Raw genomic sequence first — 24,606 nt, forward strand, 5'->3', positions numbered from 1 at the left:
TCGAATATCGTTTTTAATCCGCGTAAATATCCGCGTACAGGTCTTCCATTGTCGGTTCGGGGGAAGTCTCGGCGAATTCCACTGCCTTGGCAACTTCCTCTTCCACGCGGGCTTCGATCTCATCGAGCGCCTTGCGAGTGGCAACTTTCTTGTCAAGCAGGTACTTGTTGAAGATACCAATGGGATCTTCTTCCTGCCACTTTTTTACTTCTTCGGCTTTGCGGTAGCGTTCCGGGTCGCCCATGGAATGCCCGCGGAAGCGATAGGTATCGATCTCAAGCAAATACGGTTGCCCTTCCTTGCGAATGTATTCCATTGCCTCTTTGGCGGCTTCATAGACTTTCGTCACATCCATGCCGTCAACTTGACCGTTCTTCATGCCGTAGCCTTCTGCCTTTTGGCGGATCTCGGTCACAGCAGAGGCGCGTTCCACAGAGGTCCCCATGCCATACTGGTTGTTTTCACAGACCCACAATACGCGCAGCCCCCAAGTTTTGGCGAGGTTCAAAGATTCATGGAAGTAGCCGATATTGGTCGCACCATCACCGAACATACAAATCGTAATGTTGTCATTTTTGGCATACTGATCGCCAATGGCAAACCCAGCCGCAACGGGGAGGTGTCCACCAACGATGGCATGCCCGCCCCACATGTTTTTTGAGACGTCTGCCATGTGCATGGAACCGCCCTTGCCCTTGGACATGCCCGTCGCCTTGCCAAGCAATTCCGCCATCACTTCATTGGCAGAGATGCCGCAGTTCAAGGCCACACCGTGGTCGCGGTAGGCGGTGATGACACGGTCGCGAGGTTCGCGTGCCGCGATCAAACCGGTCGAAACGGCTTCCTGACCAATGTACAGGTGCATAAAGCCGCCGATCTTGCCAGCCTGGTACAGTTCCGCGCCGCGTTCTTCCACACGCCGGATCAGTACCATCTGGTGATACAAATCAAGTAACTGTTCTTTCTTCATCTAAAAAACTCCAAAATAGAGGGGTGCATGCCTTAACGGCATGACAAAATTTGGCAGAATACTTAGGGAGTAAACACCGAAAGTTCTCGGGCGTTATGATTCCCGTAAGCCGAGTCGGGGATTATATCAGAGAAAAAACATCCGATTTTAGACTTGATAGGATTTGAAAGAACCAAAACAAAACTCCCTGCAGAAATCACAGGGAGTTTGTACAATTTATTTCAATGTTGTTACTTGCAAGCAGGGACGATCTGGGTTGCTCGTTCGGAAGTGCCGTTCTCATTCACCGCTTCAACCTCATAAACGAGGTTTTTGTTATACGGCGCATTGGTATCTTTATAGGTCAATCGGCTGGGCTTGTATTCGCCGATGCGATTCCCATCACGATACACGCGGAATGCCGTTTCACCGCCGCCGCTGGACCAACTCATTGCCACCGAGAATTTTTTTGGTCCTGGCTGGCACAGTTGGTCGGTGATCACAAAGTTCAAAGGGATGCCTGGAAGTGGGGGGGCTTCACCAATTGCCAGCGAACTAAAATCCTGGTTGGGGGTGGCATTTTCCATAAAGACCCAGCATTCCCGCCCTGTATTGTTGACAATCTGCCACCAATCACTTTTTTCGCTGCGCCCGATCACTGGCATTACACTGCCCGAAGCGATCTGATCCACTACATTGTAGTAGGTACTCGGACCCAGACGGCAATTGGAGTTCTTCGTTAAAGTCAGCTCAGGCTGAACCTGCGGCGTAGCTGTGGCAGGTATCGGCGTGTCGGCGGGGATTGCTGTAGATGTATTCTCCACGACCACCACATACGTCACGCCGGGGCTCACTACCGCCGCCGGCTCTCCACCACCGGTGGTACTGCCCGGAAGGGGCAGGTTGCATGCAAGAACGAAAAAGATAAAAACGACAAGAACAAACGCAAGTTCTCTTCCTGCTTTCATGACATCTCCTCTGGTTGTTGAACCGATATTTTTGTTATTATACACTTCGCAATATAAATCGAATTCGATTTCATGTAAAATAAATTTATGGCATGGTTCGCAAACCCCAAACAAGCTGAAGCAAAACGATGGATTCCCCTGCTGGCAGATTCTGCAAAGCGCGACCGGGCTGCACAGGAGTTGATCCGATTCGGTGCGGATGCTGTTCCCGCATTGATGGATGCGCTTCAGTCCCAAGACTTGAACCTGCTAGCCATCTATCAGCAGATTCTTGCCCGCATCCCTGCCGCCTCTCCCGAACTGATGAAGGCTTTCAAGTTTGCCCACCCAATTATCCGCGGACGGGTAGCTGATATTTTCGGTATGAGCAAGGATAAGCATGCCACCCCCGCTTTGCTTGAGGCTTTGCAAGGTGAGTTTTTTACAGTAAAGGCGCGTGCCGCGCTTGCCCTTGCGAATATCGGCGACCCGCAGGTGATCCATGAACTGCTCCCACTCTTGCAAGATCCTGAAGACGAAGTCCGTATTGCGGCATGCACTGCCATAGGAAAATTCCGCGACCCCTCTACATTTGACGAACTTGCCAACGTCACTTTGGATGACCCCATCATTGATGTACGTCAGGCGGCGGTAAGAGCACTGGGTGATTCACATAGCCCGGCAGCCATTCCCTTTCTAATGGAAGCCTTGCGCGACTCGTTTTGGTGGTTTGAGCGTGAACAAGCCGTACGTATTCTGCTCGCTGCCATCGAAAATATGGGCGAGCCGGTTGTTGAGCCGTTGATAGAAGCTCTGGGTGACCGCGAAGGAACTGTTCGTAAATTTGCCGCAAAACTGCTTGGAAGACTTGGCAACCCAAGCGCTATTGAAGAATTGGGCATGGCAGTCTATGACCTGCATCATGAAGTGAGTCAAACTGCGGCAGAGGCATTGGCAAAATTTGGAGCGCCTGCCATCGACGTTCTAGCTGAGGCACTTATCCACCCGGAAGCCTCTGTGCGCAAACATGCCGTCATTGGGTTGGGATCTATAAAAGACGAACGAGTTGTGCCGTATCTGATTGAAATGTTACAAGATTCAGACCGTGAGGTGAAAACGCAAGCTATTCAGGCTCTTGCAGACATGAAAGACACGCGCGCACTCCCTGCTTTACAGCAAATCGTTACGAACCGTGCAGATCGGGAAATGGCTTCCTTTGCAAAAGAAGTCATCGCAAGATTACAGAAGTAACCTGTTGATCGTGGGCGCAATTCCCGCCAGATCTGAGACGTCTGCAAAGGCGTCTCTTTTTGTTTTATCTCCAAATAATAGTAAGGGTACTTGTGCGGCGGTATGTTTGCGTGTGCCGAGGTCTTCCATGTTGCCATGGTCGGAAGTGAGCAATATGAGACCGTCTTCGTTTTGCCAGTTGGCAAGCAACCCTTTCAAGACACCGTCGAATGTCTCCAGTTGTCTTACGGCCCAGGGCATGTCCTGTTTGTGACCAGCATAATCGCTTGCCCAATATTCAAAAAAGGAGAAATCATAATGGCGGGCAAGGCTGCCAAGGTTGACTCCAGCATTTTCCGGGTCAAAGATCGGCGCATCAGGGAAGCCAAGAAAGTCGCGCCAGCCTTCGCCGGTGAAGTCTGCCGAGAGGGCGGTTCCGGCGAAATAATCTTTTTCAGTAAAGAGCGGGATGCCTGCATTGGTTAATGCGAGCGGTATGGAGGAGTACAGACGCTTGCCCGAGTCGATGCCGTCGAAGTAACGTGGGGGATAAGCGTTGAGCAAGGCGGCTTTTCTGCCAGCATTCACCGTGCTGGAGAAGATAGTTTGCCCGTTGAGATATTGCGCCACTTCAGGGTTGGGTTTTGGTCCATAGTGATAGCCAAGTTCTGCGGGAATATTGATGCCTGTGAGGAGCACAGCCTGCCCGGTTGCGGATTGTGGCAAACCTTTAACGCCGAGGTTGGGGTCAATCGCCTTGAGACTGATCGTTTCCCCTTCAAATGGCGCAGCGGATTTGGTCATCTTTTTGCCGCCGAGCAATGATTCTAAAAGCGGCATGTTTGCACGAAGAAACGGGTTTATTTCAGGGTTGTCTTCGCCGAGCCCGATACCGTCGAGAAATAGAAAGAGAATTTTCATAGGGGGATTTCACACATCATAGTCTATAGGTCGTGATGCGTGATATGGGAAAAGCCTTACGAGCCAGCCTGCCACAAAAACCATGCCGAGGGGCGTTCACGTTTGTCCCAGCCGTCTTTGCGGGAGACGAGGGTTAGTCCATGGTGTTGGATCAGGGCAAGGTCTGAATCAGCAAGCCCAGGCGCGGCAGGATCGGCGGCAGGTTTGAAGAATCCGTATAGCAGCCAAAATCCACCTGGGGCGAGGATTCGGGTGAGTTGGGTAAGGTAATCCGCTTTTTGTTCGATACCGTGAAAACAACCAAGGTCAAGCGCAAGATCAAAGGGCGGCGAGACATTCTTCATTTCGGTGGCGTCATCAATAAAGGCGGCGGCTTGAACACCTGCTTTTTTGATCTTTTGTTTTGCGAGGTTCACGGCGCGAGGGGCGAAGTCGAAGCCCTGGGTTTGCCAGCCTGCATTTGCAAGAGTGATGATATTGGTTCCGGTACCGCAGCCGATATCGAGGGCTCGCCCAGCGGGGTGAGCTGCCATAAAGTCATATAACTCGGGCGGTGTGATGCCGCTATCCCAAGGGGTGCTGCCAAATAAATAGGAGATGTCGAAACGCAGCCGACGGAGGAGTTTACTCATTTGCGAGGGTGTCACGCACGCGCTGGGGGTCAAATTCTCCGACCATGCGCCAGACTTCGCTGCCTTGCGCATCGAAGTAAATAAAAGTGGGGGTGAATTCAAAACCATATACAGGCGCGAGTTCCATGCCGATGGTTTCTTGAATATTGAGGCGAATGAAATGGATCTCATCGCCGATTTCCTGTTCGAGCTCGTCCACGACGGGCTTTATCGATACGCAGCGTATTCAGTAGGGAGATTGGAATTCGAGCAGGACGGGTTTGCCAGCCCCGATCATTGCCTGCACTTCTTTGGCATCATCCATTAACAGGGTTTGGCGCGGGTGCAGGATCGTCCAGGCAATGACCAGCCCTAAAACGATCACGCCAAAGGCTAGATAGTCGTTCCATTTGGGTTTATTGGAGAGCAGAATGACCCCGGCGACCAGCGCAAAGCCTGCCGCAATGAAAACAAAAGAATAAAGGGCAAAAAGAGCGCTCATTTATCGCACCGTTTGATAGTCCACAATGTCATGATTAATGGGTGACGCTCCACACTTTGACAATTCATTTGAGTTCTTTTACAATCGTGTAACCTGCTTTACATCCTAATAGACAGGAAGGTTATTTACGATGAAAGAGTATACCACCGAGTTTATTCGCAATATTGCGTTGGTTTCACACGGGGGTGCAGGCAAGACAATGCTTGCAGAAGCATTTTTGCACGTAACGGGGGCGACGACCCGCCTTGGCAAGGTAGAGGATGGGACATCAGCATCGGATTACGATGACGAAGAGCACAGAAGAAAAATTTCAATCTATACGAGCGTGATCCCGGTTGAACACAAGAATTACAAAATAAATTTTCTTGATGCGCCAGGCTACACTGATTTTGTAGGCGAGATGGTTTCCGCCTTGAGTGTGGCTGATGGCGCAATTATTTTAGTAGATGCCGTTGCGGGCATTGAAGTCGGCACTGAACTTGCCTGGCGTTATTGCGATCAGTTTAATCTGCCGCGCTTTATCGTTATCAACAAGATGGATCGCGAAAACGCGGACTTTGAAAAAGTCTACGCTCAGGTCGAAGAATTCATCAAACTTCATGACAAACGCGCAATCAAGGTGCATTTGCCTATTGGTCAGAAGCACGATTTCAAGGGTGTGGTCGATATTATCGGCATGAAGTCCTATTTGGGCGACGGCAAAACAACAGGAGATATTCCTGCCGAGCTCAAAGAAGAAGCAGAGAAAGCTCACTTTACGATGGTGGAAGCCGCAGCCGAGGGCGAAGATGAATTGATGGAGAAATACCTCGAGAACGGCTCTCTCTCGGATGAGGAGATGGTGCGCGGTCTTGAAGATGTGGTCTACGCCGGACAGTTTGTTCCGATCTTCTGTGCGGCAGGTGGGCATGAAGTGGGAACGATCGCCCTGCTTAATGACATCATTGACTTGATGCCTTCCCCGATCAATGCTGTGAAGCGCACAGCTCAGGGGAAAGACGGTGCAGAAGAACTAAAACCTTCCAACCAGTCTCCACTGGCGGCGTATGTTTGGAAGACCACCGCTGATCCGTTCGTCGGCAAGATGACTTATTTCCGTGTGTTTTCCGGTTCCCTTCAAGCAGATGCGCATGTGTGGAATCAGCCCAAAGGCGCAGATGAGCGCATGTCGAGTTTGCACTTCCAGCGCGGCAAGGAAATGCTGCCTGCCAAAGTTGTCCATGCCGGGGATATTGCCGTTGTTTCGAAGTTGACAGTGACCTCTACGGGCGACACCTTTTGCGACAAGGGTCATCCTTTAACCATTGAAAAGCCTGCTTATCCGGCAGCGTTGTATCGTGTGGCAATTGCCCCCAAGACCCAGGCGGATGCCGCAAAGATATCTACAGTTCTATCCCGCCTGAGCGAAGAAGATATGACGCTCGTTTGGCAGAATGACCCCGCCACTCACGAGACCGTTTTGCAGGGCATGGGTGACCAGCATATTGATGTGGCAGTCCATCGTGCCCAGGCAAAATTCCAGGTGGGTATCGTGACCCATGAACCAAAGGTTCCTTATCGTGAGGGTATTACCAAGAAAGCAGCTGCCCAATACCGCCATAAGAAACAATCGGGTGGTGCGGGGCAGTTCGGCGAAGTTCATCTGCGGATTGAGCCGTATATGGAAGGTGACTTCGATTTTCAGGATGCATTGGTGGGTATGAACCTATCCCGTTCTTACCTGCCTCCAATTGAAAAGAGCATCCGAGCCACGATGGAAAGAGGCGCGTTTGCCGGTTACCCGATGAGCAATGTGCGTGTGATCGTTTATGATGGCAAGGAACACGAAGTAGACTCAAAGCCGATGGCGTTCGAAATTGCCGGGCGTGAAGCCTTCAAACTTGCAGTGCATGATGCGGGTCCCGTTTTGTTCGAGCCGATCATGACGGTACGTGTCACCTGCCCGGATGCGAACATGGGCGATGTGATGAGTGACCTTAATACCCGTCGTGGACGTGTACAAGGCACCGAAACCGAGCGCGGCAACACCACCATCATTGCGCATGTGCCGATGGCAGAAATGTTGAAATACACCACGCAGGTCCGCTCGATCACTGGTGGACGCGGTTACTTCAGCATGGAATTCGATCATTACGACACAGTGCCATCTCATATTGCGGGTCCGATCATCGAAGCGCATAAGAAGGAAATGGAAGCAAAGAAGGAAGAGTAGTTTTAGTGAACAGTGATTAGTAATCAGTAAAAAGCCCCGAGCCATTCAAGTTCGGGGCTTTTTGAATTAAAATTCAAATCATGCCGACTGTGAAATTCCCCGCCTTGATGAAATATTATGTAGATAACCAGAGTGAGTTTCCTGTGATTGGCAATACTGTTTCTGAATTATTGGAGAACATTCTTGTGCGTTATCCTGCACTTAAGCCGCACTTATATGATGCAAAAGGCGACCTCCGCCGCCATTTCAATATTTTCGTGAACGGCGTCCATGTGCGGGACCTGAACGGAATGGAAACACCTTTAAAAGAGGAAGACAAGGTCATTTTAATGGCTTCTGCGGCTGGGGGCGGCGGTGATTTGGGAGAGATTTGATATTGACAAAATCGGTAAGATTCATAAAATAGGCGCAATCTATGTATAAAACCATGAAACCTTTTGAATCTTGCTTGTGTCTGTCGCGGGGCTCGTAACTACCGCCTGAGATAGACACTCCTTCCGCAGTCAACGGAATTAGACGGTAGAACGACCCCCGCTTGCGAATATTTCTAAAATCGCATGTGGCGTTTGTTCGCCGTCTTTTTGTTTGTCCGTTGACTGTTTTTATTTTAATGAACCAGAAGAGAGAAGAGAAATGACCTTACTAGACTTACGATTAACTGAGTCGAATACGATTCCATTGGATAGCCTTGCCTATCATGTGGGGAATACGCCCCTTCTTCCGCTTCACCGTGTGACCTCGAGTCTGTCGCCGCGGGTACGGGTTTTTGCCAAGGCTGAATGGTTCAACCCCGGCGGCTCGGTCAAGGACCGCCCTGCACTGAACATTATCCAGAATGGCATCATTAATGGCTATTTGGATGGCGGTAAACGCCTGTTGGATTCAACCTCTGGCAATATGGGCATCTCGTATGCGACCTTTGGCGCGGCATTGGGCATCCCGATCACGTTGGCGGTGCCTGCTAGTGCCAGCACGGAACGCATCTCCATTCTCAAAGCTCTGGGCGCGGAGTTGGTGTTGACTGATCCGCTTGAAGGCTCGGATGGGGCGATCCTCAAGGCGCGTGAGATGGCAGAGGAAAATCCTGATACATATTGGTATGCGAATCAATATAACAACGACGCGAACTGGCAGGCGCATTACGTCAGCACGGGACCAGAGATCGTGCGCCAAACGAATGGGCAGGTGACGCATTTCATTGCCGGGTTGGGCACTTCGGGTACGTTCACAGGCACAAGCCGATATTTGAATGAACAATTGCCGCATGTGAAAACGCTCGCCTTTCAGCCGGATGCTCCCTTCCATGGGTTGGAAGGACTCAAGCACATGCCTAGTGCGATCAAGCCCGGGATCTACGATGAGGCACTCGCGGGCACTCCGCTTGAGATTAAGACAGAAGCGGCGCATGAGATGGTGATTCGGCTTGCGCGCGAGGAAGGTCTGTTCGTGGGGATCTCATCCGCAGCGGCAGTTGTGGCTGCGCTTCGAGTCGCAAGTGAATTGGAAGAAGGCGTGGTCGTGACGGTCTTGCCGGATGCTGGGTACAAATATTTGAGTGATAAATCTCTTTGGGAGCGAGCGTAGATAATGAGTTTAAAAATAACGAACGAGTTAATTGAAAGAATTAATAAACATATCGAAGCGGCATACCCGGGGGAGGGGGCTGGGTTTTTGCTCGGCACGGATGGTGATGTGAACGATGTGTTGCCGTTGGATAATGCGCGCGAAGAGGAGGCAAGGCATAACCGCTTTCTTCTTACGCCTGAAGATTACCTGAAGGCGGAGATGAAGGCAATGGAGTTGGGCGTGGACTTGATCGGTGTTTTCCACTCGCACCCTGATTGTCCGAATGTGCCTTCTGAATATGACCGCGAATGGGCGCAGCCGTATTTCTCTTACATTATTTCGCGGGTCGATCAAGGCAAGACCGTCAGCCATCGTTCGTGGAGACTGCTGGAAGACCGTTCAAAATATGACGAAGAAGAAATTGAAATTCAGTAAAAAAGAGGAGAAACTTTAACATGGAAGTAATCAAGGAAGACCAACTGTTGGATTGCACAGGCTTGCTTTGCCCGATGCCGATCGTGAAGACGAAGAAAGCCATGAACGATCTTCAAGCCGGACAGATCTTGAAGATGATCGCCACGGATGCCGGTTCTCCGCCAGATATTGCGGCTTGGAGCCGTCAGACCGGGAATGAGTTGCTGCTTTCCACAGAAGAAAGTGGAAAGTTCGTTTTCTTTTTGAAGAAAGCCTAAGGAGATAGACATGTCTAAATCTGACCCGAATGCACCGAAGAGACTGGCACTGATCGCCAGCAAAGGTACTCTTGATTGGGCGTACCCGCCATTCATCTTATCCACTGCGGCTGCTGCCATGGGCTGGGAAGTTGGCATTTTCTTTACTTTCTACGGGCTGACCCTGCTCAAACCTGAACTTACAGCGGCTGTATCTCCGTTGGGCAACCCTGCCATGCCCATGAAAATGCCTTTTGGTTCTGAAAATTTTCAGAACATTTCCTGGCCCATGCCAAACCTTTTGATGGCGAACGTGCCCGGTTTTGAAAGCCTTGCAACCAATTTGATGAAACAGACTTTCAAGAATAAAGGCGTGGCTTCGATCGAGGAACTGCGGGATATGGCAGTGGAAATGGATGTGCGCCTGATCGGCTGCCAGATGACGATGGATGTATTTGGCTTCAAGAAGGAAGAATTCATTCCCCAGGCAGAGATCGGCGGTGCGGCTACTTTCCTTGAATATGCCGCAGACGCGGATGTACAATTGTTTATATAAGATCTTTAACCACAAAGGAACAAAGGCTCACGAAGGAAAAACCTTTGTGTTCCTTTGTGAGCCTTTGTGGTAAATAAAACAACGAAACGAGAGAGAAAAAAAGAATCCATGACAACCTTGAGAATCCCCACCCCTTTGCGCACGTACACCAGCGGGAAAAGCGAAGTGAACGTGAGCGGCGCGAAAATTTCCGAAGCGCTGGCAGATCTGACGACCCAGTACCCCGCTATTAAGCCGCATTTGTTCAACGAAAATGGCGAACTGCGCCCGTTCGTGAATTTGTTCGTTGGCGAGCACAATATCAAAGACTTGCAGGGCGTCGATACGCCCATCAAGGATGGCGATAAAGTGATGCTGATCCCGTCGATTGCGGGCGGGTAGAGACATCTGTCATTGCGAGGGCGATGCTCTTTCGCCCGACACTTGCGCCGTACGCCAGTGCGGTGAGCAATCTCCTAACTAATTTGAAGATTGCTTCGTCGGGCAAAGAACGCCCTCCTCGCAATGACGAGGAGATTGACATGATCGAAGAACTTTCACACGACCAAATTTTGCGCTACTCGCGCCATCTGCTCATGCCCGAAGTGGGCTTGCAGGGACAAATTAAATTAAAGAACTCCTCCGCGCTAGTCATCGGCACGGGCGGACTTGGCTCACCCGTCGCGTTGTATCTCGCCGCGGCGGGCATTGGGCGCATTGGCTTGGTGGACTACGACATTGTCGATTCGTCCAACTTGCAGAGGCAGGTCATTCATGGCACGTCCACGGTTGGCAAGTTGAAAGTGGAAAGTGCCAAGGAACGCCTGCAAGACCTCAACCCTGATATTCAAGTGGATATTTACAACGAGCCGTATACTTCCGAGAACGCCATGCGCATCGCGAAGGATTACGATGTCATCATTGATGGCACCGATAACTTCCCGACCCGCTACCTCACCAATGACGTCTGCGTGATGTTGGGCAAGCCGAACATCTATGGCTCCATCTTCCGCTTCGATGGGCAGGTGAGTGTCTTCCATGCCGAGAAGGGACCGTGCTATCGCTGTCTCTTCCCTGAGCCGCCTCCACCTGGGCTTGTCCCTTCCTGCGCGGAAGGCGGTGTGCTGGGCATCCTTCCCGGCACGGTTGGTACGCTTCAAGCCACTGAAGCCTTGAAAGTTTTGCTCGGCATCGGCACACCGCTCATCGGCAAGCTGCTGCTTTACAACGCGCTCGATATGAGCTTTGACTTTGTCACACTCAAGAAGAATCCCAAATGCCGCGTGTGCGGACCCAACGCCGATATCAAAGAGTTGATCGACTACGAAGAATTTTGTGGTGTCCCTGGTCACCACGCGGATGATACCTCTGCGGGCGCGAACTGGGATATTACGGCACAGGACCTGAAAGAACGCCTCGAACGTGACCCGAACCTGTTCCTGCTCGATGTGCGTGAGCCTCATGAGTTGGAGATCGCCGCCATCAAAGGCGCAAAGAACATTCCGCTCGGTGAGGTTGCCCAGCGCATGGCGGAATTGGACTCTGCCGAAGAAATGGTCGTCTTCTGCAAACGCGGATCCCGCTCGGCACGCGCGATCGAAATTTTATCCTCCGCTGGTTTCAAGAAAATGAAGAATCTCAAAGGCGGCATTAACGCCTGGGCTGAGGAAGTGGATACGTCTCTGCCGTTGTATTAATGGTAAAAAGTCTCAGCTAAGTGGTCGGTCGAAAATAATTAGAATTCCGTCATTGCGAGCCGCGCCTTTTGCGGCGAAGCAATCCCACGGCTTGAGGGCAAGATTGCTTCGTCGGAAAGAGCGCCCTCCTCGCAATGACGATGCTCTTTTTAAAATTTATTTCGATTACCTACTTAGGAATTTGTTTGGCAGAAGAGACCACAGAGTTCACCGAAGGTAACTTGGTGTTCTTTGTGGTCTCTCTTTATTGTCCGTCTTTTGGGGTCACGACCCTTCCCAAGGTATTATTGCAACTTAATTTGTAAACCGGGAAGATACCCGGATGGTATTGATTATCTATATATGAGGAGAGAGAATGAAACGTTATTTGTATGTCTTGCTGATCGTCGCTTTGTTCGCTTTACAGGCTTGCGCCACAGATGCTGCCCCTGTGGAAGGGGATGAGGCGGGCAGTTTGATCCCGCCGGTTTCTTCAGATGCTTCCAGTCTGTCACTTGAAGGTTCAGCAGGTGCAGCAAACGACCCAATTAAGGTCTCACCTGAAGGTCAATGTACTGCCAGCGATTCCAACGCTGCCCAATTTGCAGCGGATGTGATCGTCCTTGTTAACCAGGAACGTGCTGCTGCTGGGTTGAACGCAGTAACCAGCCAGGCTCAGTTGACCCAGGCTGCACAGGCGCACTCTCTCGATATGGGCTGCAATTTCTTTATGTCCCACACAGGCTCCGATGGTTCTTCCCCGTTGGATCGCATTAAGCGTACGAGTTATCCCTTCACATGGTGGGGCGAAAACGTAGCAGCAGGATACCGCACCCCGGCTACTGTCATGACCGGTTGGATGAACAGCGCGCCTCATAAAGCGAACATCCTGAATCCCAACTTTACCGAGATCGGGATCGGATATGTGTATAACCCCAACGACACTGTGAACCGATACTCCCATTACTGGACAATGGTCTTGGGCAGCCAGCAATAGATTTAAAGAGAGACGAAACGAAAAAGAACCCTCCCGCTGATTATTCGACGGGAGGGTTTATAATTTTGGTAATCGGGATACCCCATGCCAAGACAACTCCGCGTTTTTCTCTGTCATGCCTCACAAGACAAACCAGCCGTCTGGAAACTTCACCGTTACCTCAAACAGCATGGCATTTCACCCTGGCTCGACCAGGCGGATTTGCTCCCTGGGCAAAATTGGGAAGTGGAAATCCCAAAAGCCTTGTTCAATTCCGATGTCATTTTAGTTTGTCTCTCGAAGAACTCGGTCAACAAAGAGGGCTACGTCCAAAAGGAAATTGTATTTGCTTTGGACAAGGCAATGGAAAAGCCTCAGGGGACGATCTTCATCATCCCCGTCAAACTGGAAGAATGTGACGTTCCTAAACGCTTAAGCCCCTATCAATGGGTGGACTATTTCCGCCCCGATGGACGCAAGCGTTTATTAATGGGGTTGAACGTGCGGGCAAAAGACCTCGGCGACGAGGTTTCGCCCGTGATTCTGGAAGATACTCGCAGGGGAAAGCCTGTCACAAAACCTGCAGAGATTGAAAAGCAGGCAACCGCAGAAATTGCAGCGCGTGAAAACGCGGAACGCGAAACACTTGAACGAGCCGCACTTGAAAAAACTGAACGTGAACGAGTGGAACGAGAAGCACTGGAAAAAGCCGCACTCGAAAAAGAAGAGCGCGAAACCGCCGCAAGATTGACGCGGGAAAAAGAGGAAAGTGATGTTGCCGAAAAAATCATGCGCGAAAAAGTGGAACGCGAACGAGCTGAGCGCAAGAAAATTGAACTGGCGCAAGCCAAACAACCAGTAGGTCGGGTTTCCAACCCGACAATCACAACCAATGAAAAAGCAAGTCGGGCTGCAAGCCCGATCTACGAAGATGCGCCTGCCCGCGTAGTTGAAAAGAAACGGGATGCGCCAAAATTGAACGTGCGCCTATTTGGCATTGGCGGGATCGTTCTTGCCTGTTTGCTCCTTGCTGTGTTTGGCGGGAACTATTTATTCAAGAATATAAATTCTGCGCCAACAGACGAGATTCCCGTTGTTTTCGCTGCTACTGTTACAAAGACAATGCCGCCCGCCCCAACAAAGACTTTCACCCCTGTACCCCCAACCTTTACGCCTACTCCCGGCATTGGCTCGACCAAGAATGGCGAAGATGGTATGACGCTAGTCTTTGTGCCTGCGGGTGAATTTACGATGGGAAGTGATACGGGCGAGAGTGACGAACAACCAACTCACAGCGTAAATCTGGATGCTTTCTGGATCGACCAAACCGAAGTGACCAATGCCATGTATGCTCAATGCGTGGAAGATGGGGATTGCTCACCTCCCGCTTCTGTAAAGTCCTACACTCACGATAGCTATTATGGAAATTTAGAATTTGATGATTACCCCGTCATTTATGTTGACTGGAATCGGGCAAATGCATATTGCTCGTGGGCGGGGCGCAGATTGCCAACCGAAGCCGAATGGGAAAAAGCCGCGCGTGGTGAAGATGGGAGAACGTATCCGTGGGGGGAAGAGATAAGTTGTGCGTATGCCAATTATTATGATGGCAGTAAGTTTTGTGTAGGTGACACAGCCCCGGTCGGTTCATACCCTGATGGCGCAAGCATTTATGGCGCGTTGGATATGGCAGGTAATGTTTGGGAATGGGTGAGTAGTTTGTATCAAGGTTATCCTTATAGTGCATCTGATGGACGTGAGGATTTATCCGCCAGCGGTTCACGAGTGCTGCGGGGCGGCTCGTGGCGCGCGTCGTGGTACGCGGTCCTCGATAACAGCGTCGGTTCCGTTCTGCCTATTCCGTTCTCGCTGAAAGCCAGGTACGACCATCGTTTCAGACAAACTCGGTTGCTGCGGGCGTTCCCTCTTCACCCCAGTGAAAACTCCCGAAATGTCTGATTTCGTGGTTTTCTTGTGGTCTTCTGAAAAGCGGGTTTGTGTTTTTCCCCCGCCTGCAACCCCTACGATAAAATCACCTGCCCACAATACTCACACTTGTCCATACCTAATTCCAGCGTGCCGCCGCAGTTGGGGCAGGCGAAGGTTTCAGTTTTGCAGGGGGGCTGTTTTCGGTGTAATAAGGGCTTAGAGCCTTAACGCAAAGACGCAAGGGCGCAAAGGAAAGAGATTAAATCCTGGCGGCTTTGCGTCTTTACGTTAAAAATCTTGGTAAACTACAGTCTCGGTAACAATAGAGAAGGGATTTAAGATGGATGAAAATGAAATCAGCAAAATAATTGTTGAATCAGCGATTGAAGTACATAAAACCTTGGGCGGACCTGGATTATTGGAGTCCATTTATCGAGATGCGTTGGGGTTTGAGATCAAGCATCGCGGCGTTGAGGTTGAAATGGAAAAGCCTGTACCTGTCCAGTACAAGGGAGAATTAATAGCCGCACCTCTAAAGTTGGATTTACTTGCCGGAGGGTTGGTTATCGTGGAATGTAAAGCAGTATTAACCTATAATCCCATTTTTGAGTCGCAAACTTTAACCTATCTGCGCCTTACCGGCTTGAAACTTGGTATGGTCATAAATTTTGGTCAACGGCTTGTCAAGCATGGAATTCATCGGGTGGTTAACGGTTTGTAGGGAACGATCCAGCCCTTAACGCAAAGACGCAAAGGTGCAAAGAAATGATTTTCTTAGCGTCCTTGCGCCTTTGCGTTAAAGAATTAATTTTCCCACTACTCTAAAAAAACAGGTAACAACCATTTGGGCTGTCACCTGTAATCTTCAGTTTATAACCTTTAACTTGTAACTACGACAAAATCACCTGCCCGCAATACTCACACTTATCCATACCCAATTCCAAGGTGCCGCCGCAGTTGGGGCAGGCGAAGGTTTCGGTTTTGATGGGGAAGTTCGCAGTTTTGAAGGCGGCTTCGTTTTCGGCAAGGTCGCCGCGCAGGCGTTTGAGGCGCGAGAGATAAGCTTCATTGGACATCTCACCTGCTTTGCGCAGGCGTTCCACGTCCGCGATGTGTTCCTTCAACATGCGGCGTTCGGCTTCGAGGCTTTCGCGGCTCTTGTCTTGCAGCGAGAGCTTCATCTCTGGCTTGGGCGGAATGGACGCGAGGATGCCCGCGATCACAAGGATGACCGCCGAGACGATCAACCCCACCACCAGCGGCATAAACTGAAAGCCCGGAATGGAACTGAAGTTAACCTTGTTGGTTGTTACCACATCATGGTCGGCGATGACCACGTAACGCTCATTGCCGAGCTTGCCAATGTCAATGCGGGTGATGCCAGTTGAATGGTTAGGCAGGTTGTTGCGTGTGCCGTTTTCGGTAAAGACAGCAACATTCCCTGCATCGTCACCAATGACAGCTTCCTGTTTGCCGTCTTCGTTGATGTCGAGACCGGAGATCTCGGTCACTTTATCTGCCAGGGAACCGGTCCACATCTGGCTGGCGGTAGTGCCATTGAACGAGAACGCCCAAATGCCGCCATCTTTGCCGCCGACCACGATCTCACGCGAAGACGGGTCGCCATTCAATTCCACTTCGCGCACTTCGCTCACGGCTTGCCCCAATGATTTTTCAAAGAGCACTTGTCCATTTGCGGCGTTGTAGATTCGGAATAAACCATACTCGCCGCCAGTGATGATCTCACTATTGCCATCGGCATTGAGGTCGAAGGCGCGCATCCTTCTTAGCTGTTCCTGACTCACCGTCCAGACCGTTGTGCCGTCTGATGCAAAGACCTTCACGGTTCCATCATTGGATGCGATGGCAACATGCATCTGACCGCCGATCAGCGCATCATCCATGCCGCGGATCTCCGCTGAGCCGACTCTGCTGTTCCACAGCGGGGCACCGTCTGTACTCAAAGCGAGGACACTGCCTGAAGTATCGCCGAGGACAATTTCAGGTCCGCTAGCGAAGCGGATAACCGCCACGCGGGAGGGGGTTACTACATCAGTCAGATATTGCGCGATGGGGGTTGCATTTCCCTTGGAAATGACATCCACAGATGGACCGGTGCTCATATGATAAACAACGATATCTTCAACACCGTCGCCGTTCACATCCCCAAGTGTGGTCTTGAGAGATGAGTAATTGAAACTCCATAACGTTGTTCCGGAACCGTCCATAACGCTGACGTTGCTGGTATTCTGAATGAAAAGTTCGTCTTGTCCGTCGCCGGTCAGGTCGATGACCTTCATGCTTTCGGCAGTGGAATAGGGTTGTGACCATGCTTCGTCGCTGCCGAATTTTTCGGCCGTGGCCGCGCCGCTGAAAGCGAACACGCCTGCCACACCCATCACCAGACAGATCAATACGAATGCGATTACAAAAGGAATGATTTTACGACTCATTTATGCAGCCTTTCTTTCCAATAAGGTATATGCCGATTTCAGGAACGTCAGAATATCAGTCTGTCCAACTTCTTCGAAAGGGGAGATGGCAAGGATGTTGATCATGCCGCCTTCGGTGCTTAATTGTTCAACCTTGAATTTGCCAACATCTTTGCCTTGCGAGAACAGGTTATTCGCCTTGATAATATACGCTTCAGGGTTGACTACAATGCGCACCTTCAATGCCTGCGCTGAACCCTTGTACTTTTCTGGTTTGAGCTTACTCTTGCCGCTGATGCGGCTGCGCTTCCAATAGGATTTTCGTTTTTTGGATTTTTGCACCGCGGTTACTCGTAAGACGTTGCCGTCGTAAAGTTTTGCCTTGAGCGAAAGCCATGGGTCGCTAAAATGTTGGGTGGTACGGCTTTGAGTATCCTGTGTTTCGCGCGCCACCTTATTTTGAAGCATCGCACCTGTCAGGTCGAGATGACCAAGGAAGGTCGTGCCGGGTTTGAGGTCATCTCGCAGGGTATGCAGGATCTCTTTAGTCCCGTTATAGCGCGGAGAAAAATCGAGAATATCGCTTTGGCGCAGGCTGCGCGCCATGACGATGGCGGCGACCCAAAGCATCAGCCCGCCAACAATAAAAATGTAAGATGTGTAACCGAGCAGGAAAAGCAGGACGTCGACGAGTGCCAACCCAATGCCAGCAAAGAAAATGATCAACGGGATCCAGCGCCATTTGTCGCCGCTGGTTTCGGTCTTTTGCACCTGGGCAATGAACTGGTTCATGCCACGGATGATCGCATCGGGTTTATCGGCAATCGAAACATAAACTGGCGCAAAATCTTTCTTACCGAAAGCGTTGGTAACCTTTGTTTTCTTACGAGCTGTGTTTAGCAGGTAAAAGAAAATCGAGATGATGACGATGCCTGCAATGGCGATGCCGCATAAAAGACTTTCCATCCATGCCTCCGGGTTATAATTTCTCGTACAAAAGTGCGTTATACCTTACGCACCCAAGGTGAAAATGACAAACGTTCTGTATACTGCCTTTGATATCGTACCTAGCCCCAAAGGGGCGAGCACCCATATTTTGCACAATTTGCGCGGGTTGGTCAATGGGAATTTCAGCGTCCATCTTATCACGCCTAACGACGGTTTACTCCCCCCCGAAGATACTATTGAGGGTGCGCAGGTTACGCGTATTTCGCAAGACCTCTCGCAGAATTTTCTTGCCCGCGCCGTTCATTTTGGCAAGTCTGTGCTTGCCCATCTTGCACTCAACCCCGGGTATGACGTTGTCCATTTTCGCAATATTTGGGATGGACTTCACATTACCCAAAATAAAAAGAAGTTCGGTTATAAGACGCTTTTCGAGGTGAATGGGCTGCCTTCCATTGAACTCAAATATCACTACCCCGGCATGGATGCAGACCTGCTTGCCAAAATAAAGGAACAGGAACTGGCGACTCTGCACTTGAGCGATGCCATCATTTGTCCATCGAATGTGACTCGCGATTACATTGCTTCGCTCGGACTTAACCGCAAGTTGGTTACTGTCATTCCGAACGGGGTCAGCCCTTCAGATTTTCCTGCCACCCCGCTGCCCGTCCGTGATGGACGTGAGCCGGTTTTACTTTATATCGGCACATTAGCCGATTGGCAGGGCTTGGATATTGTTATTAAGGCGTTACCGAAGATTTTGGAACAACAACCTGTAAAACTGCATATTATCGGGCGCGGACGTTCACGTCAGCGCAAAATGCTGGCGAAGCAGATCCGCAAATTGGGTTTGGAAGAAAATGTGTTCGTTCAACCAGCCGTACCTCACCATGAGATCCCCGATCTGATCGCAAAAGCAGATATTTGTGTTGCTCCGCTCGGCTTGAATGACCGTAATGTTACCCAGGGGGCATGTCCCATCAAGGTGCTTGAATACATGGCGGCAGGGCGACCCTTAATCGCATCGAACATGCCCATTGTCCGCGAACTCGTCCGTGAGGATGTGGATGGGCTGTTGTTTTCTCCCAGCGACCCAGACGATCTTGCGCGGCAGGCGCGAGTTTTATTGAACGATGCGGACCTATCCAAACGGTTGGCAGAGTCTGGGGCGGCGCATGTGCGTGAAAAATTTACCTGGCACGAGTCGCAGAAGAAGTTAATAAAAGTGTATGAGAGATTGGTAAATAACGCTCATCCAATTGTCAATTAATTTTCACTTCTTGGCGCTTCAAAAATTTTCTCCACCTCAACAGGGATCGCCTTCGGGCGTCCCGTTTGGGTATCCATAAAAACCCAATCCGTTTCGCCTTTGACCAATACCTTTCCGTCACTTTTCCTCACAAATTCATACATGCGCAGGGAGCGTACTTTGCGCAGCTCTTCCACCCAGGTGCGGGCTTCGATCTCTTCGCCTTCGAAAGCGGGCAGGAAATATTCGATGCTGTGTTTGCGGATGACCCAGGTGGAGTTGGGTCCCTGTGCTTCAATGCCGCCTATGTTCGAGTAATGTTCGAGGGCGAGGTCTTGCATCCATTGCACATAGACCACATTGTTGACGTGTCCGTTCTCATCAATGGCAGAGGCGGGGATGATGATGATTTTTGTGTAGGTGGGGGAGATGGGCATGGACCAATTTTATCCGCTTCCCCCAAACGGGGGAGTTGGCAATTGAAACCTGGCTGATAAAATGAAGTTAATCAAAAATCATTTTTTGGAGAAATAAAATGGAACCATTCATTGGTGGTATGTCAATACTAATTACAGTGATTTCAATCGCTTGCGGATGTTTAATAACTCTTGTTACACTCGCTGGCACCGGTTTTCTTATGTATAAGGTGTTTGGGGGTACATTTAAGAGCATGTCTGCAAATCGAAATCTCATTCAAACTGGTGTTTCGGCTCCGGCTGTGATTCTTTCTGTGCAGGATACTGGTGTGACCATGAACGATAACCCGCAGGCGCGCATCCGTTTGCGCGTGATGCCGATGTACGGCGAACCATTTGAAGCAGAAGTCACTCAGATCATCGGGCGTTTTCAAATTGGGATGGTCGTTCCAAATGGTGCGGTAATGGTTAAATACGACCCGAACGACAAGACGAAGGTTGCCATCGAATCGTTCTCACCAGCACCAGCAGCCCAGTAACAATATTCGGTACTACAAAAAAGACGCGGACAATGCCGCGTCTTTTATTTTTGCTAGGGTGTGCTAGTCACTGCCGGGGTGGTGACACTCCCAACCACAATATTGACAAAGAGCGTATCTCCAAAAAAGATGCCATTCTCATCCGCCATTTGCCAGGCGCTTTCGATGACACCGTTAATGCCGCTTGGCACCACCAACTCGACGGATATCTCGCGTTTGGCTCCAGTGGGAATGGCTTCGGTCAATGTGACTGGGGCTCCGCGCATCGCTTCACCGCCAACATGTTGGAAGGTGAAGCCGGGGCGCCATGCGCATCCGCCAATATTTTGCACGAGCCAGGTCTTGGTGAATTTTTCGCCCGGCTTCATGCGTGTACCGTCATTAATGGTGATATCTTCAATGTAGAGCAGGTTGAAGCAGGGGTTGGAGGTGGGGGATGGTTCGGGGGTGGTGGAAAGCGCTGTTTCGGTCACGCCGACGGGCGTCAGTGTAGGGAAAGGTGTGGGGGATGGAGCAAGCCCGGTCAGGTTGGAGGCGAAGGTTTCCACGGCTTGGGTGCGGATGGCGTTTGTATCCAGCGCGGTGGTTTGGTCTCCCTGATTATTGGCGCACGAAAATAGAAATGCGCCAATGATCAAGATCGTACTGATAAGAATGGTTCTGTATTTCATTTGTTGGTAGTTTTCTCTCTTGCCAGCGCAATGCCGGTGGCGATCGCGCCGGTCAGTTCCCATACAGGGACGCCGATAAATTTAAGCGGGGCAATGCCGAGGATGACGACGGTAGTGAAGACTATGAATGTCAGCCCGCGGAAGGGGACGGTCCAACGATAAAAGATCTTTACATCATTCAGGGCGGCGAGAACGTAATAGATGCCCATGTTTAACGATGCCATGGAGGATGCGGTCATAAAGGTCAAGGTATAGTCGGAAGAGGCACGGGCGGCGCGTTCCACGACCTCGAAGCCAAGAATGGCAAGCAGAATCTCAGGACGAATGATGCCAACAACGCCAAGCAGGAATGCCATGACACCGAATATAAACATTGTCCAACCGGACGCGTCGCGAATTTTCATCGTTTTGATCTCCTGTGTTCCTAAAATTTATTTATAAATTATACCCGTAACCTTTCGGCATGATAAAATCACTAAACTATGGCTAAACATCTTGTATTGGTAGCTGGGAATATTGGTGCGGGCAAAACCACATTGACAGAACGCATCGGCGCACGCCTTGGCTGGTGGACGGGATATGAATCCGTGGCAGATAACCCCTATCTTTCCGATTTTTACGGAGATATGCGTGCCTGGTCTTTTCACTTACAAATATTTTTTCTTGGGCATCGTGCCGACCAGTATTTGGTGGCGGCGCGGGATGCGCGCTCTGCCATTTTAGATCGCAGTATTTATGAAGATACCCATATCTTTGCTCGTGCCCTGCATCACCTCGGAAACCTGAATGAGCGAGATTATCTTGCTTATCGAAAATTGTTCGAGCTGGTGGTTAACGGACTTCCTCGTCCTGACCTGTTGATCTATCTGCGGGCACCCGTTCCGGTTCTAATGGAACGCATTCGCCGCCGCGCGCGTAATATGGAAACCGGTATCACGGCAGAATATCTAACTTTATTGGATTCTTTTTACGATGAATGGCTCGGTTCATTTGACCTTTGTCCGGTGTTGACCATTCAAACCGATGACCTCGATTATGTGAATTACCCGAGCCATCTTGACCTTGTTGCGCAGCGCATTCAAGACAAGCTGGCTGGCAAGGAAATAATGGATCTGCGTGGAGATGCCAAGTGACCATCCCCAAAAAAGGAAGGCACCGTTTTTCTTAATATCCCCCTGTTTCGAGATATTCCAAAGCTGGAGTTGTACCAGCTCATTAATGAGTTGCCCATCGAAAATTACAAAGATGGCGATTTCATTTTCCGTGAAGGGGACCCCGGCAATAGCATGTATGTTGTGATGACGGGGGAGTTGCAGATCGTTCTTGCGGCTGGCTCAACGGATGAAATGTTCCTGCGCACCTGTGGACCCGGTGAGTATGTGGGCGAAATGAGCCTGATCATGCCCAAAGGCAAGCGCACTGCCAGTGTTCGCGCTTCGAAGGATAGCCGCCTGTGGGTGATGGACCGCGACAAGTTCAATGAATGCCTCCAGCGCTGGCCCCTTCTGGCGTATTCAATGGTTTCGATCATGAGCGAACGATTAGACTCGTCCAATGAGTCTGCGTTCCATGATCTGGTGGCGAAGAATCAGGCATTGCAAAAAGCCTATGATGAATTAAAAGAGGCGCAGGATCAATTGATCGAAAAAGAACGCCTCGAACGTGAACTTCAAGTTGCTGCAGACATTCAATTAAGTATTCTTCCTGATGTCCTTCCGGATACTGAGGAATTCAGTTTTGGCGCGCGCATTTTACCCGCCCGCCAGGTGGGCGGCGATTTTTACGATGTCTTTGAACTTAAAGATCACCGCATTGGCATTCTCATTGGCGATGTGGCAGATAAGGGTGTGCCGTCTGCACTGTTCATGGCGCGTGCGCATGCACTCATCATGGCAGAGGCGGATATCGGTGTGACCCCCGCCGAGGTGATGAACCTGGTCAATACACACATTACGCGGCTGCAAAAATCCACGCAGTTCGTTACGGTGCTGTATGGCATCCTCGATCTAAAGACCCGCGAATTTTCCTATGCACGTGCGGGGCATGAACCCCCTTTGATCATGCATGCCGATGGCAGCGTCGAGCGCATGCCGCATAGCCCGGGCATGGCGATCGGTTTATGGGAACCAGTGACGCTGGATGAGAAAATGATCAAGCTGACCTCTGGTGATACCCTCATCCTTTACACTGATGGCATGACCGACTGCCGCGACCCGAAAGGTGAAGCGTTTGGTCTGGAGCGCATCAAACGGACGCTCAGTGAACTACCCAAACAAAATGCCCAACACATTTGCAATACACTTCTTGAAACGTTGCAAGGTTATCAGGATGGTTCCAAGCAAGATGACGATGTGACTTTGGTGGCAGTCAAAGCAAAATAAAAAAGACCTCCCGAAAGGGAGGTCTTCGTTTTAGCGTAATGCTTGTTCAAGATCAGCGATCAGGTCATCTACATTTTCGATGCCCACCGAAAGGCGCACCAAGCCAGGGTCAACCTCAAGCGTGGAACCTTGAGTGGAGAGATGTGTCATCGCCGCCGGAACTTCGATGAGCGACTCTACGCCGCCGAGCGACTCAGCCAGTGTGAATAATTTGGTGGCTTCAGCGACTTTGACCGCTGCATCGCGCCCATCTTTCATGATGAATGAGATCATGCCGCCGCCATTTTTCATCTGTCGTTTCGCCACATGGACCTGAGGATGACTCTCATGAAATGGGTAGATCAGCCGTTTGACGTTTTTCTGCTTTTCTAAAAATGCAACGATCTTCTCGGCATTTTGCGCGTGCCTGTCCATGCGGATGGGCAGGGTTTTGATGCCGCGCAACACAAGGAACGAGTCCATTGGTCCCTGCACACCACCGATAGCATTTTGCAGATAGGCTAGTTTCTCGCCGAGTTCTTTATCTTTCCCAATGATCGCGCCGCCGACCACGTCTGAGTGTCCGCCGAGATATTTTGTCATCGAGTGAACGACCAAGTCCGCGCCCAGTTCGAGCGGACGTTGAAGGTATGGTGTCGCAAAGGTATTATCCACAACCAATAAAGGTTTATTCGGGTGATTCTTCACGACTTCTGCTACAGCGCGAATGTCTGACACTGCCAGCAGGGGATTGGTGGGGGTCTCCAACCACACGATGCGCGTGGACGGGGTTAAGGCTTCAGCGAGGTTCTCAGGATCGGTCGTGTCAGCAAATGTAAAGTCCAGACCGAAGCGGCGCAGGATTTTGTCAAAGAGACGGAAGGTACCACCGTAGACGTCATTACCAGCCACAACATGGTCGCCTTGTGCGAGCATGCGCAGAACGGTGTCTGTGGCTGCCATGCCGGAAGCGAACGCCAAACCCCACTGTCCGCTTTCGAGTTCGGCGAGACAATCTTGCAATGCCTTGCGTGTGGGATTCAATGTGCGCGAATATTCATATCCCTGACGCGGTTTGCCGATGCCATCTTGTTTGTACGTGGATGTGAGATACACAGGCGTCATCACAGCGCCATTATTCGGGTCGGGTTCCTGCCCTGCGTGGATGGCGAGGGTTTCAAATTTCATTCATGCTCCTTTGGTTGGTTTTTGTGATTATAAAAGAGAAAATTCATGTCACTCTGAGGGAGCGTTCTGTGCGACCGACAC

At 50.6% G+C, this 24,606-nt stretch carries 28 protein-coding genes; 16 read left to right on the plus strand and 12 right to left on the minus strand.

Features of this window, described 5'->3' with window-relative positions:
* Positions 1-13: 13 nt before the first annotated feature.
* Both pdhA and IPG80_RS18935 read right to left on the minus strand, forming a co-directional pair.
* Positions 14-970, minus strand: a complete 957-nt coding sequence (gene pdhA / locus IPG80_RS18930; protein ID WP_345110322.1) for a pyruvate dehydrogenase (acetyl-transferring) E1 component subunit alpha — start codon at positions 968-970, stop codon at positions 14-16.
* Positions 971-1,200: 230 nt separating this feature from the next.
* Positions 1,201-1,917: an SH3 domain-containing protein gene (locus IPG80_RS18935; protein WP_345110325.1), complete on the minus strand. Its 717-nt coding sequence runs from the start codon at positions 1,915-1,917 to the stop codon at positions 1,201-1,203.
* Between the two features lie 87 nt (positions 1,918-2,004).
* On the opposite strand from IPG80_RS18935, the gene IPG80_RS18940 reads away from it, so the two are divergent.
* On the plus strand, positions 2,005-3,147 hold the full coding sequence (locus IPG80_RS18940; protein WP_345110328.1) for a HEAT repeat domain-containing protein: 1,143 nt from the start codon (positions 2,005-2,007) through the stop codon (positions 3,145-3,147).
* On the opposite strand, the gene IPG80_RS18945 is transcribed toward IPG80_RS18940, so the two are convergent.
* The 4 genes from IPG80_RS18945 to IPG80_RS18960 are packed head-to-tail and all read right to left on the minus strand — an operon-like array spanning position 3,136 to position 5,160.
* Complete coding sequence (locus tag IPG80_RS18945) at positions 3,136-4,047, minus strand: hypothetical protein (RefSeq protein WP_345110331.1); 912 nt, start codon at positions 4,045-4,047, stop codon at positions 3,136-3,138. The genes IPG80_RS18940 and IPG80_RS18945 overlap by 12 nt on opposite strands.
* Before the next feature lie 56 nt (positions 4,048-4,103).
* Entirely contained in the window at positions 4,104-4,679 is a 576-nt protein-coding gene (locus IPG80_RS18950) for a class I SAM-dependent methyltransferase (protein ID WP_345110334.1), read from the minus strand.
* Complete coding sequence (locus IPG80_RS18955) at positions 4,672-4,878, minus strand: thioredoxin family protein (RefSeq protein WP_345110336.1); 207 nt, start codon at positions 4,876-4,878, stop codon at positions 4,672-4,674. Before IPG80_RS18955 ends, IPG80_RS18950 begins: the two co-directional genes overlap by 8 nt.
* Positions 4,879-4,905: 27 nt before the next feature.
* Complete coding sequence (locus IPG80_RS18960; RefSeq protein WP_345110339.1) at positions 4,906-5,160, minus strand: hypothetical protein; 255 nt, start codon at positions 5,158-5,160, stop codon at positions 4,906-4,908.
* 130 nt (positions 5,161-5,290) lie between these two features.
* Here IPG80_RS18960 and IPG80_RS18965 point away from each other — a divergent pair, with 130 nt between their 5' ends.
* The 11 genes from IPG80_RS18965 (at position 5,291) to IPG80_RS19015 (ending at position 15,446) form a co-directional block, all read left to right on the plus strand.
* Positions 5,291-7,372, plus strand: a complete 2,082-nt coding sequence (locus IPG80_RS18965) for an elongation factor G (RefSeq protein WP_345110342.1) — start codon at positions 5,291-5,293, stop codon at positions 7,370-7,372.
* Between the two features lie 80 nt (positions 7,373-7,452).
* Positions 7,453-7,746 carry a MoaD/ThiS family protein gene (locus IPG80_RS18970; RefSeq protein ID WP_345110345.1) on the plus strand — a complete coding sequence of 98 codons (294 nt, stop codon included), beginning with the start codon at positions 7,453-7,455 and terminating at the stop codon, positions 7,744-7,746.
* Positions 7,747-8,005: 259 nt separating this feature from the next.
* Positions 8,006-8,956 carry a cysteine synthase family protein gene (locus tag IPG80_RS18975; protein WP_345110347.1) on the plus strand — a complete coding sequence of 317 codons (951 nt, stop codon included), beginning with the start codon at positions 8,006-8,008 and terminating at the stop codon, positions 8,954-8,956.
* A gap of 3 nt (positions 8,957-8,959) precedes the next feature.
* On the plus strand, positions 8,960-9,373 hold the full coding sequence (locus IPG80_RS18980; protein ID WP_345110350.1) for a M67 family metallopeptidase: 414 nt from the start codon (positions 8,960-8,962) through the stop codon (positions 9,371-9,373).
* A 20-nt stretch (positions 9,374-9,393) separates the two neighbouring features.
* Entirely contained in the window at positions 9,394-9,630 is a 237-nt protein-coding gene (locus IPG80_RS18985; protein ID WP_345110353.1) for a sulfurtransferase TusA family protein, read from the plus strand.
* Positions 9,631-9,640: 10 nt separating this feature from the next.
* Positions 9,641-10,165: a DsrE/DsrF/DrsH-like family protein gene (locus IPG80_RS18990; protein WP_345110356.1), complete on the plus strand. Its 525-nt coding sequence runs from the start codon at positions 9,641-9,643 to the stop codon at positions 10,163-10,165.
* Between the two features lie 108 nt (positions 10,166-10,273).
* On the plus strand, positions 10,274-10,546 hold the full coding sequence (locus IPG80_RS18995; RefSeq protein WP_345110359.1) for a MoaD/ThiS family protein: 273 nt from the start codon (positions 10,274-10,276) through the stop codon (positions 10,544-10,546).
* Between the two features lie 140 nt (positions 10,547-10,686).
* Positions 10,687-11,841, plus strand: coding sequence for a molybdopterin-synthase adenylyltransferase MoeB (moeB, locus tag IPG80_RS19000; protein WP_345110362.1), 1,155 nt, complete (start codon positions 10,687-10,689; stop codon positions 11,839-11,841).
* A 355-nt stretch (positions 11,842-12,196) separates the two neighbouring features.
* On the plus strand, positions 12,197-12,817 hold the full coding sequence (locus tag IPG80_RS19005) for a CAP domain-containing protein (protein WP_345110364.1): 621 nt from the start codon (positions 12,197-12,199) through the stop codon (positions 12,815-12,817).
* Between the two features lie 84 nt (positions 12,818-12,901).
* Entirely contained in the window at positions 12,902-14,755 is a 1,854-nt protein-coding gene (locus tag IPG80_RS19010) for an SUMF1/EgtB/PvdO family nonheme iron enzyme (protein ID WP_345110367.1), read from the plus strand.
* 310 nt (positions 14,756-15,065) lie between these two features.
* Positions 15,066-15,446 carry a GxxExxY protein gene (locus IPG80_RS19015; RefSeq protein ID WP_345110370.1) on the plus strand — a complete coding sequence of 127 codons (381 nt, stop codon included), beginning with the start codon at positions 15,066-15,068 and terminating at the stop codon, positions 15,444-15,446.
* A gap of 169 nt (positions 15,447-15,615) precedes the next feature.
* Here IPG80_RS19015 and IPG80_RS19020 read toward each other — a convergent pair whose 3' ends face one another.
* Both IPG80_RS19020 and IPG80_RS19025 read right to left on the minus strand, forming a co-directional pair.
* Positions 15,616-17,178: a hypothetical protein gene (locus IPG80_RS19020; protein ID WP_345110373.1), complete on the minus strand. Its 1,563-nt coding sequence runs from the start codon at positions 17,176-17,178 to the stop codon at positions 15,616-15,618.
* Positions 17,179-18,123 (minus strand): hypothetical protein, encoded by a 945-nt coding sequence (locus IPG80_RS19025; protein ID WP_345110376.1) that lies wholly within the window; start codon positions 18,121-18,123, stop codon positions 17,179-17,181. It abuts the gene before it with no gap.
* Positions 18,124-18,187: 64 nt separating this feature from the next.
* Here IPG80_RS19025 and IPG80_RS19030 point away from each other — a divergent pair, with 64 nt between their 5' ends.
* On the plus strand, positions 18,188-19,372 hold the full coding sequence (locus tag IPG80_RS19030) for a glycosyltransferase family 4 protein (protein ID WP_345110378.1): 1,185 nt from the start codon (positions 18,188-18,190) through the stop codon (positions 19,370-19,372).
* Here the strand turns inward: IPG80_RS19030 and IPG80_RS19035 are convergent.
* Entirely contained in the window at positions 19,369-19,788 is a 420-nt protein-coding gene (locus IPG80_RS19035) for an acyl-CoA thioesterase (protein WP_345110382.1), read from the minus strand. The two genes, IPG80_RS19030 and IPG80_RS19035, sit on opposite strands and share 4 nt — an antisense overlap.
* A gap of 233 nt (positions 19,789-20,021) precedes the next feature.
* On the opposite strand from IPG80_RS19035, the gene IPG80_RS19040 reads away from it, so the two are divergent.
* Positions 20,022-20,306, plus strand: coding sequence for a hypothetical protein (locus IPG80_RS19040; protein WP_345110385.1), 285 nt, complete (start codon positions 20,022-20,024; stop codon positions 20,304-20,306).
* Between the two features lie 53 nt (positions 20,307-20,359).
* Here the strand turns inward: IPG80_RS19040 and IPG80_RS19045 are convergent, their stop codons facing one another.
* The gene (locus tag IPG80_RS19045; RefSeq protein ID WP_345110388.1) at positions 20,360-20,977 is read right to left on the minus strand and encodes an NBR1-Ig-like domain-containing protein; all 618 of its coding nucleotides are present in this window, start codon (positions 20,975-20,977) and stop codon (positions 20,360-20,362) included.
* Entirely contained in the window at positions 20,974-21,381 is a 408-nt protein-coding gene (locus IPG80_RS19050; RefSeq protein ID WP_345110390.1) for a hypothetical protein, read from the minus strand. Before IPG80_RS19050 ends, IPG80_RS19045 begins: the two co-directional genes overlap by 4 nt.
* Positions 21,382-21,459: 78 nt before the next feature.
* Here IPG80_RS19050 and IPG80_RS19055 point away from each other — a divergent pair, with 78 nt between their 5' ends.
* A complete protein-coding gene (locus IPG80_RS19055; RefSeq protein ID WP_345110392.1) occupies positions 21,460-22,110 on the plus strand; it encodes a deoxynucleoside kinase in 651 nt (216 codons plus the stop codon).
* A gap of 69 nt (positions 22,111-22,179) precedes the next feature.
* On the plus strand, positions 22,180-23,358 hold the full coding sequence (locus tag IPG80_RS19060; protein ID WP_345110394.1) for a SpoIIE family protein phosphatase: 1,179 nt from the start codon (positions 22,180-22,182) through the stop codon (positions 23,356-23,358).
* A gap of 30 nt (positions 23,359-23,388) precedes the next feature.
* Here the strand turns inward: IPG80_RS19060 and IPG80_RS19065 are convergent, their stop codons facing one another.
* On the minus strand, positions 23,389-24,525 hold the full coding sequence (locus IPG80_RS19065; RefSeq protein WP_345110396.1) for a cystathionine gamma-synthase: 1,137 nt from the start codon (positions 24,523-24,525) through the stop codon (positions 23,389-23,391).
* Positions 24,526-24,606 lie beyond the last annotated feature (81 nt).

It is taken from the genome of Candidatus Villigracilis vicinus (genome assembly GCF_016702885.1).
Taxonomy (GTDB): Bacteria; Chloroflexota; Anaerolineae; order Anaerolineales; family Villigracilaceae; genus Villigracilis; species Villigracilis vicinus.

Excerpts from the sequence above, each read along its gene's own strand:
- pdhA (WP_345110322.1), bottom strand. The coding sequence starts at position 970 with ATGAAGAAAGAACAGTTACTTGATTTGTATCACCAGATGGTACTGATC.
- IPG80_RS18935 (WP_345110325.1), bottom strand. The coding sequence starts at position 1,917 with ATGAAAGCAGGAAGAGAACTTGCGTTTGTTCTTGTCGTTTTTATCTTT.
- IPG80_RS18940 (WP_345110328.1), top strand. The coding sequence starts at position 2,005 with ATGGCATGGTTCGCAAACCCCAAACAAGCTGAAGCAAAACGATGGATT.
- IPG80_RS18945 (WP_345110331.1), bottom strand. The coding sequence starts at position 4,047 with ATGAAAATTCTCTTTCTATTTCTCGACGGTATCGGGCTCGGCGAAGAC.
- IPG80_RS18950 (WP_345110334.1), bottom strand. The coding sequence starts at position 4,679 with ATGAGTAAACTCCTCCGTCGGCTGCGTTTCGACATCTCCTATTTATTT.
- IPG80_RS18960 (WP_345110339.1), bottom strand. The coding sequence starts at position 5,160 with ATGAGCGCTCTTTTTGCCCTTTATTCTTTTGTTTTCATTGCGGCAGGC.
- IPG80_RS18965 (WP_345110342.1), top strand. The coding sequence starts at position 5,291 with ATGAAAGAGTATACCACCGAGTTTATTCGCAATATTGCGTTGGTTTCA.
- IPG80_RS18970 (WP_345110345.1), top strand. The coding sequence starts at position 7,453 with ATGCCGACTGTGAAATTCCCCGCCTTGATGAAATATTATGTAGATAAC.
- IPG80_RS18975 (WP_345110347.1), top strand. The coding sequence starts at position 8,006 with ATGACCTTACTAGACTTACGATTAACTGAGTCGAATACGATTCCATTG.
- IPG80_RS18980 (WP_345110350.1), top strand. The coding sequence starts at position 8,960 with ATGAGTTTAAAAATAACGAACGAGTTAATTGAAAGAATTAATAAACAT.
- IPG80_RS18985 (WP_345110353.1), top strand. The coding sequence starts at position 9,394 with ATGGAAGTAATCAAGGAAGACCAACTGTTGGATTGCACAGGCTTGCTT.
- IPG80_RS18990 (WP_345110356.1), top strand. The coding sequence starts at position 9,641 with ATGTCTAAATCTGACCCGAATGCACCGAAGAGACTGGCACTGATCGCC.
- IPG80_RS18995 (WP_345110359.1), top strand. The coding sequence starts at position 10,274 with ATGACAACCTTGAGAATCCCCACCCCTTTGCGCACGTACACCAGCGGG.
- moeB (WP_345110362.1), top strand. The coding sequence starts at position 10,687 with ATGATCGAAGAACTTTCACACGACCAAATTTTGCGCTACTCGCGCCAT.
- IPG80_RS19005 (WP_345110364.1), top strand. The coding sequence starts at position 12,197 with ATGAAACGTTATTTGTATGTCTTGCTGATCGTCGCTTTGTTCGCTTTA.
- IPG80_RS19010 (WP_345110367.1), top strand. The coding sequence starts at position 12,902 with ATGCCAAGACAACTCCGCGTTTTTCTCTGTCATGCCTCACAAGACAAA.
- IPG80_RS19015 (WP_345110370.1), top strand. The coding sequence starts at position 15,066 with ATGGATGAAAATGAAATCAGCAAAATAATTGTTGAATCAGCGATTGAA.
- IPG80_RS19020 (WP_345110373.1), bottom strand. The coding sequence starts at position 17,178 with ATGAGTCGTAAAATCATTCCTTTTGTAATCGCATTCGTATTGATCTGT.
- IPG80_RS19025 (WP_345110376.1), bottom strand. The coding sequence starts at position 18,123 with ATGGAAAGTCTTTTATGCGGCATCGCCATTGCAGGCATCGTCATCATC.
- IPG80_RS19030 (WP_345110378.1), top strand. The coding sequence starts at position 18,188 with ATGACAAACGTTCTGTATACTGCCTTTGATATCGTACCTAGCCCCAAA.
- IPG80_RS19035 (WP_345110382.1), bottom strand. The coding sequence starts at position 19,788 with ATGCCCATCTCCCCCACCTACACAAAAATCATCATCATCCCCGCCTCT.
- IPG80_RS19040 (WP_345110385.1), top strand. The coding sequence starts at position 20,022 with ATGTCTGCAAATCGAAATCTCATTCAAACTGGTGTTTCGGCTCCGGCT.
- IPG80_RS19045 (WP_345110388.1), bottom strand. The coding sequence starts at position 20,977 with ATGAAATACAGAACCATTCTTATCAGTACGATCTTGATCATTGGCGCA.
- IPG80_RS19050 (WP_345110390.1), bottom strand. The coding sequence starts at position 21,381 with ATGAAAATTCGCGACGCGTCCGGTTGGACAATGTTTATATTCGGTGTC.
- IPG80_RS19055 (WP_345110392.1), top strand. The coding sequence starts at position 21,460 with ATGGCTAAACATCTTGTATTGGTAGCTGGGAATATTGGTGCGGGCAAA.
- IPG80_RS19065 (WP_345110396.1), bottom strand. The coding sequence starts at position 24,525 with ATGAAATTTGAAACCCTCGCCATCCACGCAGGGCAGGAACCCGACCCG.